Source organism: Stenotrophomonas sp. YJH_SMC_32 (genome assembly GCF_059369975.1).
This window is the reverse complement of the sequence record NZ_JCAFTE010000009.1, coordinates 1-13,293: the sequence shown is the minus strand read 5'-3', so window position 1 is coordinate 13,293 and position 13,293 is coordinate 1. Positions and strand designations below refer to the sequence as shown.

General features: G+C 67.8%; 12 protein-coding genes. 4 read left to right on the top strand and 8 right to left on the bottom strand.

The genetic code is table 11. The features are described from left to right. Nucleotides 1–17: 17 nt before the first annotated feature. The 6 genes from kdpC to pyrE form a co-directional block, all read right to left on the bottom strand. Entirely contained in the window at nucleotides 18–668 is a 651-nt protein-coding gene (gene kdpC / locus AC5P7S_RS12370; RefSeq protein WP_095377913.1) for a potassium-transporting ATPase subunit KdpC, read from the bottom strand. Continuing rightward, the gene (gene kdpB, locus AC5P7S_RS12365; protein ID WP_095377914.1) at nucleotides 665–2,722 is read right to left on the bottom strand and encodes a potassium-transporting ATPase subunit KdpB; all 2,058 of its coding nucleotides are present in this window, start codon (nucleotides 2,720–2,722) and stop codon (nucleotides 665–667) included. The genes kdpC and kdpB overlap by 4 nt, the downstream gene beginning before the upstream one ends. A gap of 10 nt (nucleotides 2,723–2,732) precedes the next feature. After that, the gene (gene kdpA, locus AC5P7S_RS12360) at nucleotides 2,733–4,442 is read right to left on the bottom strand and encodes a potassium-transporting ATPase subunit KdpA (RefSeq protein ID WP_053500329.1); all 1,710 of its coding nucleotides are present in this window, start codon (nucleotides 4,440–4,442) and stop codon (nucleotides 2,733–2,735) included. Between the two features lie 12 nt (nucleotides 4,443–4,454). Beyond that, entirely contained in the window at nucleotides 4,455–4,547 is a 93-nt protein-coding gene (locus AC5P7S_RS12355; protein WP_005420475.1) for a potassium-transporting ATPase subunit F, read from the bottom strand. A 221-nt stretch (nucleotides 4,548–4,768) separates the two neighbouring features. Continuing rightward, nucleotides 4,769–5,431 (bottom strand): hypothetical protein, encoded by a 663-nt coding sequence (locus tag AC5P7S_RS12350; protein WP_005420473.1) that lies wholly within the window; start codon nucleotides 5,429–5,431, stop codon nucleotides 4,769–4,771. A 19-nt stretch (nucleotides 5,432–5,450) separates the two neighbouring features. Next, a complete protein-coding gene (pyrE, locus tag AC5P7S_RS12345) occupies nucleotides 5,451–6,110 on the bottom strand; it encodes an orotate phosphoribosyltransferase (RefSeq protein ID WP_005420471.1) in 660 nt (219 codons plus the stop codon). A gap of 161 nt (nucleotides 6,111–6,271) precedes the next feature. Between pyrE and AC5P7S_RS12340 the strand changes: the two genes are divergently transcribed. The 3 genes from AC5P7S_RS12340 to AC5P7S_RS12330 all read left to right on the top strand — a co-directional run bounded on the left by AC5P7S_RS12340 (nucleotide 6,272) and on the right by AC5P7S_RS12330 (nucleotide 8,682). After that, nucleotides 6,272–7,072, top strand: coding sequence for an exodeoxyribonuclease III (locus AC5P7S_RS12340; protein WP_005420469.1), 801 nt, complete (start codon nucleotides 6,272–6,274; stop codon nucleotides 7,070–7,072). After that, nucleotides 7,069–8,373 carry an AmpG family muropeptide MFS transporter gene (locus AC5P7S_RS12335; RefSeq protein ID WP_053500327.1) on the top strand — a complete coding sequence of 435 codons (1,305 nt, stop codon included), beginning with the start codon at nucleotides 7,069–7,071 and terminating at the stop codon, nucleotides 8,371–8,373. Before AC5P7S_RS12340 ends, AC5P7S_RS12335 begins: the two co-directional genes overlap by 4 nt. 78 nt (nucleotides 8,374–8,451) lie before the next feature. Then, nucleotides 8,452–8,682, top strand: coding sequence for a hypothetical protein (locus AC5P7S_RS12330; protein ID WP_005420465.1), 231 nt, complete (start codon nucleotides 8,452–8,454; stop codon nucleotides 8,680–8,682). Nucleotides 8,683–8,750: 68 nt separating this feature from the next. Here AC5P7S_RS12330 and AC5P7S_RS12325 read toward each other — a convergent pair whose 3' ends face one another. Further along, nucleotides 8,751–9,878, bottom strand: a complete 1,128-nt coding sequence (locus AC5P7S_RS12325) for an anhydro-N-acetylmuramic acid kinase (protein ID WP_095377922.1) — start codon at nucleotides 9,876–9,878, stop codon at nucleotides 8,751–8,753. Nucleotides 9,879–9,944: 66 nt separating this feature from the next. After that, nucleotides 9,945–11,417: a M23 family metallopeptidase gene (locus AC5P7S_RS12320; RefSeq protein WP_095377915.1), complete on the bottom strand. Its 1,473-nt coding sequence runs from the start codon at nucleotides 11,415–11,417 to the stop codon at nucleotides 9,945–9,947. A gap of 167 nt (nucleotides 11,418–11,584) precedes the next feature. On the opposite strand from AC5P7S_RS12320, the gene tyrS reads away from it, so the two are divergent. After that, nucleotides 11,585–12,796 carry a tyrosine--tRNA ligase gene (gene tyrS, locus AC5P7S_RS12315; RefSeq protein WP_095377916.1) on the top strand — a complete coding sequence of 404 codons (1,212 nt, stop codon included), beginning with the start codon at nucleotides 11,585–11,587 and terminating at the stop codon, nucleotides 12,794–12,796. Nucleotides 12,797–13,293: the final 497 nt, after the last annotated feature.

The following is a 13,293-nucleotide window of genomic DNA, read 5'->3' as shown; positions in this document are numbered from 1 at the left end:
GCAGGTGCAGCCCAGCATCACGGCGTCTTGGCCGCATGGTCCAGCGCGAAGTTCAGCGTCACCACGTTCACCCGTGGCTGCCCGAACAGGCCCCACTGGCGCCCTTCGGTATGCGCCTGCACCAGTGCCTGCACGCGCTCCACCGGCAGGCCACGGGCACGCGCCACGCGTGCTACCTGCAGCTGCGCCGCCGCCGGCGACAGCTGCGGATCCAGTCCGCCGGCGGACTGGGTGACCAGGTCCGCTGGCACCTGCGCCGGGGCGACACCTTCGCGCGCGGCCACCGCAGCGGTGCTGGCGGCGACGCGCTCGGCCAGCGCCGGGTTGCTGCGCGCCAGGTTGGAACCGGCCGCGGCCATCGGATCGTAGTTGGCCGCCGACGGACGCGCCTGGAAGTAGCCGTCAGCGGTGAACGGCTGCGCCAGCCAGGCCGAGCCGCGCACCTGGCCGCTGCCATCGCGCAGCAGGCTGCCTTCGGCCTGGGTCGGGTAGGCCAGCCCGGCAAAGCCGGTGGCGATGCCGGCGTAGACCGCGCCGGCCAGCAGCAGGGTGGCCAGGCCCAGGCCGATCGCCGGGCGCCAGCAGGCGCCATCCTGCAGGCTGGCCACGCGGGCCTCGGCCTTGGCGTCGCCCGGAAGGGAAGATGAGGTGGAAGCAGAACGGTTCATGCGCCGAATACCAGGACAAGAAGGAGGTCAATCGCCTTGATCGCTGCGAACGGCAGCAGTACGCCGCCGAGGCCGTATACCAGCATGTTCCGGCGCAGCAGTGCGGTGGCGGTGGCCGGGCGGAAGCGCACGCCACGCAGGGCGAGCGGGATCAGCGCGGGAATCACCAGGGCGTTGAAGATCAGCGCCGCCAGCACCGCGTTGCGCGGGCTCGACAGCTGCATCACGTTCAGTGCGGCCATGGTCGGAACGGCCGCGGCGAACAGCGCCGGCAGGATCGCGAAGTACTTGGACACGTCGTTGGCCAGCGAGAAGGTGGTCAGCGCGCCGCGGGTGATCAGCTGCTGCTTGCCCACTTCCACCACCGACAGCAGCTTGGCCGGGTCCGAATCGAGGTCGACCATGTTGCCGGCCTCCTTCGCCGCCTGCGTGCCGGAGTTCATCGCCAGGCCGATGTCGGCCTGGGCCAGCGCGGGAGCATCGTTGGTGCCATCGCCCACCATCGCCACCAGGCGGCCACCGGCCTGTTCCTGGCGGATGCGTGCCAGCTTGTCTTCCGGACGGGCCTCGGCGATGTAGTCATCGACGCCGGCTTCGGCAGCGATGGCAGCGGCGGTCAGCGGGTTGTCGCCGGTGATCATCACCGTGCGGATGCCCATCGCCCGCAGCTGCGCGAACTTCTCGCGCATGCCGTGCTTGACCACGTCCGACAGCTCGATCACGCCCAGCACGTGGCGACCCTCGGCCACCACCAGCGGGGTGGCGCCATTGCGCGCGACCTGCTCGACGCGCCCGGCCAGTTCCGCCGGCACGTTGCCGCCCAGCGCCTGGACGTGGGCACGGATCGCATCGGCGGCGCCCTTGCGGATCTGCCGCCCATGTTCCAGATCCACGCCGGACATGCGGGTCTGGGCACTGAAGGCCAGGTAGTCGGCACGGTCCGGCTCGGCGGTGGCGCAGCCCTGTTCGCGCGCCAGGCGCACGATCGACTTGCCTTCCGGGGTCGGGTCGGCCAGCGAGGACAGCAGTGCCGCCTCGCGCAGCTGGCTGGCATCGATGCCGGCCAGCGGATGGAAGTGGCTGGCCTGGCGGTCGCCGTAGGTGATGGTGCCGGTCTTGTCCAGCAGCAGCACGTCGACGTCGCCGGCCACTTCCACCGCCTTGCCCGACTTGGCCAGTACGTTCGCGGCCAGCGCACGGTTCATGCCGGCGATGCCGATGGCCGGCAGCAGGCCGCCAATGGTGGTCGGGATCAGGCACACCAGCAGCGCGATCAGCAGCAGCGGATCGACCTTGACGCCGACGGCTGCACCAATGGCCGGCAACGTGGCCACCACCACCAGGAAGGTCAGCGTCATCGCCGCCAGCAGCAGGGTCAGCGCGATCTCGTTGGGGGTCTTCTGGCGGTTGGCACCTTCCACCAGCGCGATCATCCGGTCCAGGAAGCTGTGGCCCGGCTCGGCGGTCACCCGCACGATGATCTGGTCGGACAGCACCTTGGTGCCACCGATCACACCGGAACGGTCGGTACCTGCCTCGCGCAGCACCGGTGCCGATTCGCCGGTCACCGCCGCTTCGTTGATGGTGGCCAGGCCCTGCACGATCTCGCCATCGGCCGGCACCAGCTCACCGGCACTGACGATCACATGGTCGCCCGGGCGCAGTTCGGCGGCCGGCACCTGGGCTTCTGCGGCACCCGGCTGCGGCGCCGCCAGCCGGCGTGCCACCAGGTCCTGGCGGGCACGGCGCAGTGACGCGGCCTGGCCACGGCCACGCGCCTCGGCCACTGCTTCGGCGAAATTGCCGAACAACACGGTCACCAGCAGGATCGCGGTCACTGCCAGGCCGAAGCCCAGCGGCGCATTGCCGGTCAGTGTGACGATGGCCGCGACGATCGTGCCAGCCATCACCACCGCCATCACCGGGCTGCGCACCAGGTGCATCGGCGAGAGCTTGCGTACTGCTTCGACCAGCGCACGGCGCAGGCCGGCGCCATCAAGCAGCGCAGGGCGCGGGGCAAGGGAACTACGGGTGGAACTTGCGTGGGTACTCATCGGGGTGTCCTTAGTGCAGTCCCAGGCTGAGGTGGTCGGCGATCGGGCCGAGTACCAGCGCCGGCATGAACTGCAGCACGGTCAGGATGACGATCACCGAGACCAGGGTCAGGGCGAAGGTCGGGGTTTCGATCTGCAGGCTGCCGGCAGACTCCGGCGCCTGGCGCTTGGCGGCCAGCTGTGCGGCCACCACCAGCGGGATGATCAGCAGCGGGAAGCGGCCCAGCAGCAGCACCAGCGAGCAGCTCAGGTTCCACCACAGCGTGGCGTCGCCCAGCCCCTCGAAGCCCGAGCCGTTGTTGGCGTAGGCCGAGACGTACTCGTAGAACACCTGGCTGATGCCATGGAAGCCCGGGTTGGAGGTAGCGGCCAGCCCGGGCACGGCCAGGGTGATCGCGGTGAACACCAGCAGGGTGATCGGCTGCAGCAGCACCAGCAGGGCCAGCAGGCGTACCTGTGGCGTCTCCAGCTTGCGGCCGAACAGTTCCGGCGTACGTCCGGTCATCAACCCGGCCAGGAACACGCCCAGCAGCAGGTACACGATGAACTGCTGCAGGCCACAGCCGATGCCGCCCCAGATCGCGCTGACCAGCATGTTGACCATCGCGATGCCGCCACTCAGCGGCGCCAGCGAGTCATGCATGCCGTTGACCGACCCGTTGGAGACCTGGGTGGTCACCGCCGCCCACAGCGCCGTGCCGTCGGCGCCGAAGCGCACCTCCTTGCCTTCCATCAGCAGCGGCGTGGCGGCGCTGGCACTGTGCCCTTCGCTCCACACCATCGCGCCGGTGGACAGCAGCGACATGCCCAGCATGCAGCTGAACACCAGGGCGCCGAACCGGCGCCGGCCGGTGAACGCACCGATCATGAAGATCACCGCCATCGGCACCAGCAGGATGCCGACGATCTCCAGCGCGTTCGACAGCGGGGTCGGGTTCTCCAGCGGGAAGCTGCTGTTCGGGCCGTACCAGCCGCCACCGTTGGCGCCCAGCTGCTTGGCCGCGACCATCGCCGCCACCGGACCCAGCGGCAGTTTCTGTCCGGTCATGCCGGCGCTGGCATCGATCGGCGTGGCCTGCGGGCCACCGGCCATCGTCGACGGCACGCCCTGGCTGGTCAGCAGCAGGGTCCACACCAGGCACAGCGGCAACAGGAAGCGCACGCACAGGCGCACCACGTCCACGTAGTAGTTGCCCACCGCCACCTGGCGGTCGTCGCCGGCACCGGTGGCCGCCGCAGCCTGCGGCGCACGCGAGAACAACGCGCGCAGCGTGGCCACAGCCAGCGCCAGGCCCATCATCGGTGTCACCACCTGCAGGCCGGTGATGCCGGTCATCTGTGAGAGGTAGGACAGCTGGGCCTGGCCCGAATAGTGCTGCTGGTTGGTGTTGGTCAGGAACGAGATCATCGTGTGCAGCGCGGTGTCCCAGCGCATGTTCGGGATCTGGTCCGGGTTCAACGGCAACCAGGCCTGGGTCATGAACACCGCCTGGGTCAGTACGGCGATCACTACGTTGCTCAGCACGAAGGCCAGCACGTAGCCGCGCCAGGACATCGCGCGCGAGGGATCGACGCCGAACACCTTGTACAACGGCTTTTCGATCCAGTTGAACAGCACGTCGGCCTTCATCGGCGTGCCGCGCATCACGCGCGCCAGGTACAGGCCCAGCGGCCACGCCAGCAACAGGCTGGCGGCAATAATCACAAGCATCTCGGTCATGGCAGGCTCCGCTCAGAACGACTCGGGCCGCAGCACGACAAAAAGGAGATAGGCGGCGGCGACCAGCACCAGCACGCCACACAACAACGACAGCCAGGGGGACATTGCAATAGCGTCCTGGTGGAACCCCTCCACCTCAGGCCGTCATCGTCGTCCTGCCGCCCATAAACGCACTACGCGCCGGATCGTGCCGACGCGTAAAGAGTGCATAAATTCCGTGGGCCAAGCCGTAACCAGGCGCCGCCCACTGTAGAGCCGGGCCCATGCTGGGCTGCTCTTTCCCAAGGCCACGCGGAGCCGAGCATGGGCTCGACCCTACAAGCGAATCACGGCGCTTGGCTCGCTGGCGCCACGCCCTTCAGCTCGCGGTAGCGCTGCAGCGTGCTGTCGATCTCGGCCTTCAGTGCCTGCTGCTGCTGCAGGAACCCCGCCTGCAGGCGCTGCTGCGCCCGCAACTGCACATGCCGCTGACGGATCGCCTCGGCCTGCTTGTCGGCCACCTTGCCACCGGCCAGTTCTCGGTCGCCAGCGGCCGACAACAGCGCCACCAGCGATTCGCGCAGGCTGGTGACGTTGTACTCGGCGGTCTTGAGGTTGTTGTCGAGCACTTCCTGGCGCTCGGCGAACACCCGGCGCAGGTCGTCCTCGCTGCCATAGGTGGACAGCATCGCCTGTTCGGTGCGCTGGCGGGTCTGCTCGGCCATCAGGTCCAGCTGCTGCTGCTGCGCCTCGGTGCTGGCCGCGGCGCGCTCTTCGTCGGTCAACGCGCGCTGGACCTGCGCATTGCGCAGGCCGCTCTTCGCGTTGAACTCCTCGCGGGCGTGATTGACCGCATCGGCTGGCAGCGAATCGCTGCAGATCCGCTCCTTGCCCTCGTTCCAGCAATACAGCTTCTTCTCCACTTTGCCGCCGTCGCGCGACTGCGCCGGCACGGTGGACGGCACGGCCAGCAGCAGGCCGGCAAAGAGAACGGCAGGGACTCGGGACATGACCTTTCCCCTGGGTCGGTCAGCGGATCGAACGGACGCCGTACTGGGCCCGGTAGGCTTCCAGCGGCTGGCGGTAACCCACAAGTTCCGGGTTGCCGGAGGCGAAATCAAGCAGATCGGCCAGCGACGCCACGGCGATCACCGGAATCCCGGCCTCTTCGGCCACCGACTGCGCCGCCGAGCGGCGGTCGGTTTCCGAGGCGATCTCCTGGCGGTCCAGGGCTACCACGATGCCGGCCGGGGTGCCGCCGGCAGCGCGGATGATGCCCAGCGCTTCGCGGATCGCGGTACCGGCGGTGATCACGTCGTCGACGATCAGCACGCGCTTGCCATTCATGTCGGCGCCGATCAGCTGGCCGCCTTCGCCGTGGTCCTTGGCTTCCTTGCGGTTGAACGACAGCGGCAGGTCGCGGCCGCGCTGGGCCAGCTCGCAGGCCATCGCGGTGGCCAGCGGAATGCCCTTGTAGGCCGGGCCGAACACCACGTCGTACTTGATCCCGCTGGCATCGATGGCATCGGCATAGCAGGCGCCGAGCTGGGACAGCAGCGAACCGGAGTCGAAACGGCCGGCGTTGAAGAAATAGGGGCTCAGCCGGCCGGACTTGAGGGTGAACTGGCCGAAGCGCAGGGCGTCGGCGGTCAGGGCCAGCTGCAGGAAACGGTGGCGGTGGTCGCTCATCAAAACTCGATTCATCTTCATTTGGAGCACAAATCCTAATCCAGCTGGGCGTTTCGCGCTCGTCCGGCCCCGCGTGAAGGCTGTCGCGGCGCTGCCTGGCGGACTGCGCAGCCCTACGGGCAACCGGTATGCTTGCCCGGTTTCCCGCCGCAGGTCCCCGCATGCGCATCATCAGTTTCAACGCCAATGGCATCCGTTCCGCCGCGACCAAGGGCTTCCTGGACTGGTTCCGTGCCCAGGACGCCGACGTCCTGTGCATCCAGGAAACCAAGGCCCAGGAAGACCAGCTGACCGACCCGATGTTCCGTCCGGATGGCCATCACTGCTTCTACCGCGACGCCATCACCAAGAAGGGCTACAGCGGTGTGGCGATCTACAGCAAGCGCGAGCCGGACCAGGTCATCACCTCGCTGGGCTGGGCCCCGTTCGACGACGAAGGCCGCTACATCGAGGCGCGCTACGGCAATCTCAGCGTGGTCTCTTTCTATATTCCCTCCGGCAGCTCGGGTGACCTGCGCCAGGGCTTCAAGTTCGAAGTGATGGAATGGCTGCGCCCGATCCTGGAGGAGTGGGCGCGCAGCGGCCGCGACTACGTGCTGTGCGGCGACTGGAACATCGTGCGTTCGGCGCTGGACATCAAGAACTGGAAGTCCAACCAGAAGAATTCCGGCTGCCTGCCGGAGGAGCGCGACTGGCTCAACGCCCTCTGCGCCGACCATGGCCAGGCCACCGATGTCGCCGCCGGCCGCGGTTGGGCCGATGCCTACCGCCTGCTCAATCCCACCGGGGAGGATTACACCTGGTGGAGCAACCGCGGCGCCGCCCGCGCCAACAACGTCGGTTGGCGCATCGACTACCAGTTCATCACGCCGGGCCTGCGCGACAAACTGCGTAGCTGTTCGATCTACCGCGACGAGCGCTTCTCCGACCACGCCCCGTTCACCGTGGACTACGACCTGTGACCGAGGCCGCCACGCCGGTCAGCTACAAGGGCTGGGCAGGCATCAAGCGCGCCTTCGGTACCCCGTCGGCGCTGACCATGGCCATGCTTGGCTTCGGCAGTGGCCTGCCGTTCCTGCTGATCGCTTCGCAGACGCTGTCCACGCGCCTGCGCGACGTCGGCCTGGACCTGGGCAGCATCGGCCTGATCAGCCTGGCCAGCTTCTTCTACCTGCTCAAGTTCCTGTGGGCGCCGCTGCTGGACCGCTATGCATTTCCGCTGCTGGGCGCGCTCGGCCGCCGCCGTTCGTGGCTGCTGGTATCGCAGGTGCTGGTGCTGGTCGGCCTGGTCGCACTGGCCTTCGTGCGGCCGGAAGAGGGCGTCTGGCCACTGGTGATGTGGGTGCTGGTGGCGTCGTTCGCTGGCGCCACCCAGGACTCGGCGGTCGATGCCTACCGTATCGAGATCGCTCCGCAGACCGCGCAGGCCGCGCTGGCGGCCACCTATACGCTGGGCTACCGGATCGGCCTGATCCTGGCCGGTGCCGGCGCGCTGTACCTGGCGCAGTTCGAAGGCTGGATCGTCGCCTACCTGGCGATGGCTGCGCTGATGCTGCTGCCGATCGTCACTACCCTGCTGTGCGCCGAACCGGAGCGCCCGGCCACGGCAGTGCAGCGTCGCATCGATATCGCCGAAGCCTTCGTCCAGCCCATCTCCAGCTTCTTCAGCCGTAATGGCGTGGCGTTGGCACTGGTGCTGCTGGCCTTCGTCGGCCTGTTCAAGTTCCCCGATCAGGTGATCGGCGTGATGGCCGGGCCGTTCTATCTCGATTCGGGGTTCGACAAGGCCGACATCGCCACCGTGTCCAAGCTGTTCGGTGTATGGATGGGGATCGGCGGTGCGTTCCTGGGGGGTATTGCGGTGGCTGCATTCGGCTTCCGGCGCATGCTGCTGGTGGCCGCACTGGGCGTGGCGATGTCCAACCTGGCCTTCCTGCTGATGGCGCACAACCCAGGCAAGCTGTGGGCGTTCTATGCCGCGCTCAGTGCCGACAACCTGTTCCAGGGGTTCGCCGGCACCGTGCTGGTAGCCTTCATGTCGTCGCTGACCGACCGCAACTTCACCGCCACGCAGTACGCGTTGCTGGTATCGCTGGCCAACCTGCCGGGCAAGTTCATCGGCGGTGTCTCCGGATACATCGTTGAAGCGACGTCCTACAGCACGTTCTTCATCCTCAGCTCGATCACTGTGGTGCCGACCCTGCTGCTGCTGGCCTGGCTGTGGCCGCGGATCGCCGACCGCGGGCCGCCGCCGGTCGCCTGATTGCCTGCCCGCCCGGACTGCGGGATCATCGCCCCCGACGCGCCGAGGGGGCGGTGCCTTGCGAACGGGGAAGTGAGCATGGCCGACGTTGTGCTGCGGGACCTGGACCCGCTGCTGCTGGAACGTATCCGACGTGTCGCGGTCGCCCGCGGCTGGACCCATGAACAGACCTGCGCCGCGTTGTTGGAGCAGGGCCTGTTCAGCAGTGAACTGGAGGTCCGCTCCGGTTTCGGCGATCCCGAAGTGGACGCCCTCTCCGACGCCATCGCCGCCCTGCAGGCCTTGCCCGCAGGGCAGGGCTTCGATTAGCGGCTTTGTAGAGCCAAGCCCACGCTCGGCTGCCCGGTGAATCCACGCCATGCGTGGATGGCGCCACCTCACGCCAGGTGGACTGCCCCCAGGATCCGCGGCCCCTTGGCTCCGGTCACGCTCGGCAGGTTGCCGGCCAGCCCGTCCATCGTCCGCTGCGCCAGCCAGGCGAATCCCATCGCCTCCACGTACTCCGGGTCCAGCCCATGCACCGCGCTGGACTCCACCTGCACCTCCGGCAGCCGCGCCGCCAGCCGCTTCATCAGCTGCCGGTTGCGTACGCCGCCGCCACAGACCAGCAGGCGCCGGGTCTGCGGCTGCTGCGCCAGCAGCGCATCGGCCACGGTTGCCACGGTCAGCTCCAGCAGCGTGGCCTGCACATCTGTGGCGGCGTACTGGCCTTCCCCCATGTGCGCCTCGGCCCAGGCCAGATGGAACTGCTCGCGCCCGGTGCTCTTCGGCGGCGGCAGCGCGAACCACGGGTCCGAACGCCAGCCGGCCAGCAGGCCCTCGTCCACCGCGCCACTGGCGGCATACGCGCCATCGGTATCGAAGGTACGGCCGGTGTGGCGCTGGCACCAGGCATCCATCAGCGCATTGGCCGGGCCGGTATCGAAGCCACGCACCGCGCCTTCGCGCGGGATCAGGGTCAGGTTGGCGATGCCGCCCAGGTTGAGCACTGCGCGGTCTTCATCGGCGGCACCCAGCATGCCCAGGTGGAAAGCCGGCATCAGCGGCGCACCATGCCCCCCGGCCGCTACGTCGCGACGGCGGAAGTCGGATACTGTGGTGATTCCGGTCAGTTCGGCGATGCGGTTGCCGTCGCCCAGCTGCACGGTGAACGCCGGATCGGCCAGCGGGCGGTGTCGCACGGTCTGGCCGTGCGAGCCGATCGCGCGCACCTGACTGCGGTCCACGCCGGCTTCGGCCAGCAGCTGGTTGGCGGCCTCGGCGAAGTTGATCGCAATCCGCGCGTCCAGTTCGCCCAGCTCCTCCAGCGAATCCAACGGGCCACCTTCGCCCAGCGCCACCAGCCGCGCGCGCAGCACCGGTTCCCAGCGGGCGGTCAGGCCGTGCACGAAGCGGCAGCCACCGCCCGCGGGAAACTGCACCAGCGCAGCGTCGATGCCGTCGGCGCTGGTGCCCGACATCAGGCCAAGGTACAGGGGGGCGTCAGCGTCGGCAGTGGTGTTCATGGCGGGCATAAAAAAAGGACGCGGCAAGCTTGGGCTGCCGCGTCCTTGTTCGTCAACGCAGCGCGCTCAGCCGCGCTTGCGGCCGGTTGCCTGCTTGTCCTTGGCGCTGGCCACCTCGGTGGCGGCCTCGTCGCGGCTGGTCGGTGCCGGGCTGGCATCGGCGTAGATCAGCTTCTCCATGCCCTGGATGCGGGCCATCGCCGGCGCGGTCTGTGCGCGGAAGGCGACCAGCTCGGCGCCCTTCAGCGGCTCCGGCGGCGGCATGGTCACGGTCAGCGGGTTGCGGTGCTCGCCGTTGACGCGGAATTCGTAGTGCAGGTGCGGGCCGGTGGCCAGGCCGGTCGAGCCGACGTAGCCGATCACCGTGCCCTGGGCCACGCGCTGGCCGGTCTTGATGTTCGCAAAGCGCGACATGTGCCCGTACAGGGTGGTGTGGCCGCGGCCGTGATCGAGGATCACCACGTTGCCATAGCCGCGCTGCACGCCGGCGAACTGCACGCGGGCATCGCCTGCGGCCATGATCGGCGTGCCGGTACGCGCGGCGTAGTCCACGCCCTTGTGCATGCGCATCTTGCCCAGCACCGGGTGCTTGCGTGCGCCGAAGGTCGAGCTCAGCCGTGCGAACGGGATCGGCATGCGGATGAAGCTCTTCTTCAGCGAACGGCCGTTGATGTCGTAGTACTCGGACTTGCCGTTGCGGTCGAAGCGGAAGCCGGAATAGGTCTTGCCCCCGGTGGTGAAGGTCGCCGCCAGGATCTTGCTGGTGTCCACCTTCTCGCCTTCGCGCCAGGTCTCGTCCATCACCACGCTGAAGCGGTCGCCCGGCTGCAGGTCCTTGGAGAAGTCGATGTCGTACTTGAAGATGTCGTCGGTCATCGTCGCGATCGCCGACGGCGACAGCCCGGCCCGGCGGGCCGCGGCATACAGCGAACTGGTGATCTCGCCGCTGGTGACCACGGTACGCGTGGAAGTCTCGCGCCGCGTCACCTTCTCCTTGATGTCATCGCCGGCCAGGCTCAGTTCCACCCGGTTGTCGGCGTCGCGATCAAAGCGGATGCTGCGCAGGTCGCCGGACAGCGGCATGTCGAAGGCGATCTCGGCGCCCGGGCGCAGCTTGGTCAGCGCCTCGCGCGCACCGGGGTGCTCCAGCACCCGGTGCAGGGTGGTGGCCGGAATGCCGGCCTTGTCGAACAGGTCGCTCAGGGTCTGGCCGCGCTGGATGCGCAGCACCTGCCAGCTGTCGCCGGGCACCTGCTGCTGGCGGGCCATGGTCAACGGCGGCAGCGGCAGCGCCAGACTGGTGTGGCTGTCCGCGTAAGGCGCATCAATGGTGTGCGAGAAACCGGGGACGATCGTCGCCACCAGGGCGCCGATGGTCGCAAACAGGCTGGCGTGCATCCAATGGCGGCGGGTCCAGCGCTCATTGAAGGCGGCGGGAAGGTGTTGCCTGAGCTTCCGATGCAGGGCGTTGTCGTGCAGGACGTGAAGGCGTTCCTGGAAGCGCTGCTTGCGTGCGCGCCCTTGTTCGGAATTGTGCATCGGCGGTTTTTTCCTGGCGGCCCGGGAGCGCGGGCCTGATCGCCGGTTACCATAGACACCTGAGAAAACCGCGTCAAACCCTTGTGCCCATTGGCTTTTGTGAAGCCAATCGGGTTAACTTTGCTTTAACACCCCACACAAGAATCGGCGTTGCCGGGAGTAGTCACGTGTCCTCGATTGAAGAAGCCCTTGCCCTGATCGGCCGCGGTGCCGACGAGATCCTCAAGCTCGAGGATCTGCGTGCGCGCCTGCAGGAAGGCCGCCCGCTGCGGATCAAGGCCGGCTTCGACCCCACTGCGCCCGACCTGCACCTGGGCCACACGGTGCTGCTGAACAAGATGCGCCAGTTCCAGGACCTCGGCCACCAGGTCATTTTCCTGATCGGCGACTTCACCGGCATGATCGGCGATCCCTCGGGCAAGAGCCTGACCCGCAAGCCGCTCAGCCGCGATGACGTGCTGGCCAACGCCCGTACCTACGAGGAACAGGTGTTCAAGGTGCTCGACCGCAGCCGTACCGAAGTCCGCTTCAACTCGGAGTGGTTCGGCAAGATGGGCGCGGCCGACATGATCCGCCTGGCCGGCCAGCACACCGTGGCACGCATGCTCGAGCGCGACGACTTCGCCAAGCGCTATGCCGCCCAGCAGTCCATCGCCATCCATGAGTTCCTGTACCCGCTGGTGCAGGGCTACGACTCGGTGGCCCTGGAGGCCGACGTCGAGCTGGGCGGTACCGACCAGAAGTTCAACCTGCTGATGGGCCGTGGCCTGCAGGAACACCATGGCCAGAAGCCGCAGGTGGTGCTGACCATGCCGCTGCTGGAAGGCCTGGATGGCGTCAACAAGATGTCCAAGTCGCTGGGCAACTACATTGGTATCAGCGAGCCGGCCATCGACATCGTCACCAAGACCATGAAGGTGGACGACACCCTGATGTGGCGCTGGATCGAGCTGCTGTCCTTCGACATCGGCCAGGCCGAGGCCGTGCAGCTGCGCGAGCAGGTGGCCAATGGCGGCCTGAACCCGCGCGTGGTCAAGCTGCGCCTGGCGCGTGAGCTGGCGACCCGTTTCCACGACGCCATGGCGGCAGAGCAGGCGATTGCCGGCTGGGAGGCGGCGGTGACCGGGCAGGGCGACATCACCCAGTTGCCGCTGCAGGATGTGGCGATCCCGGCCGAAGGCCTGCGTATTGCCGCGTTGCTGACGGCGGCCGGCCTGACCCCGAGCAACTCCGAAGCCAACCGCAAGCTCAAGGAGCGCGCGGTGAAGGTGGACGGTGAAGTGGTCGAAGACGGCCAGCAGGTGCTGCAGCCGGGCTTCGAAGGCCTGCTGCAGGTCGGCAAGCGCACCTTCGCCCGCGTGCGCCTGGTCGCTGGCTGAGAAGAAGGAAGGGCCGGCGCCAGCCGGCCCTTCCTTTTGCTCTTGTAGAGCCGAAGGCAACGGCAGGAGCCGTTGCCTTCGTCGCGTGCGACGGCCCGTAGGGGGCCGGGCAGGACGCCCGGCATAGCCACGCTCGGCTGCTCTTCACGGGATCCTCCCGCGGCGCGGCGCATGAACCGATGCAACATCCGGTGAAAAAAATCGCCACACCCCCTTCACAAATGATCGGAATGGGGACATACTTCTCCTCCCCCGTCGCAGGGGTCGCCACCAAGGGGCTTCAGCGACAACAGGGCGCCCACCACCGCCGAACGAGATGATCGAACGAAGGTGTTGACGGACTGAAAAAGTCTGGCATAATGGGCGGCTCGCTACGAAGGAAACTTCGCAGCACACGGGAGCGGCGCTGAGGCCACTTCCCCGGATCTTTGAAAGTATGCGCAGGTATCTTGTGAAGGCGCCTGCAGGAAGGATGATTGTCCATCTTGCAGACGTTT

What these genes read in the sequence shown, in the direction of transcription:
- AC5P7S_RS12325 (WP_095377922.1), bottom strand. Translation starts at nt 9,878, where the DNA reads ATGAACACCACTGCCGACGCTGACGCCCCCCTGTACCTTGGCCTGATG.
- kdpC (WP_095377913.1), bottom strand. Translation starts at nt 668, where the DNA reads ATGAACCGTTCTGCTTCCACCTCATCTTCCCTTCCGGGCGACGCCAAG.
- AC5P7S_RS12350 (WP_005420473.1), bottom strand. Translation starts at nt 5,431, where the DNA reads ATGTCCCGAGTCCCTGCCGTTCTCTTTGCCGGCCTGCTGCTGGCCGTG.
- AC5P7S_RS12320 (WP_095377915.1), bottom strand. Translation starts at nt 11,417, where the DNA reads ATGCACAATTCCGAACAAGGGCGCGCACGCAAGCAGCGCTTCCAGGAA.
- AC5P7S_RS12340 (WP_005420469.1), top strand. Translation starts at nt 6,272, where the DNA reads ATGCGCATCATCAGTTTCAACGCCAATGGCATCCGTTCCGCCGCGACC.
- AC5P7S_RS12355 (WP_005420475.1), bottom strand. Translation starts at nt 4,547, where the DNA reads ATGTCCCCCTGGCTGTCGTTGTTGTGTGGCGTGCTGGTGCTGGTCGCC.
- pyrE (WP_005420471.1), bottom strand. Translation starts at nt 6,110, where the DNA reads ATGAGCGACCACCGCCACCGTTTCCTGCAGCTGGCCCTGACCGCCGAC.
- kdpA (WP_053500329.1), bottom strand. Translation starts at nt 4,442, where the DNA reads ATGACCGAGATGCTTGTGATTATTGCCGCCAGCCTGTTGCTGGCGTGG.
- AC5P7S_RS12330 (WP_005420465.1), top strand. Translation starts at nt 8,452, where the DNA reads ATGGCCGACGTTGTGCTGCGGGACCTGGACCCGCTGCTGCTGGAACGT.
- kdpB (WP_095377914.1), bottom strand. Translation starts at nt 2,722, where the DNA reads ATGAGTACCCACGCAAGTTCCACCCGTAGTTCCCTTGCCCCGCGCCCT.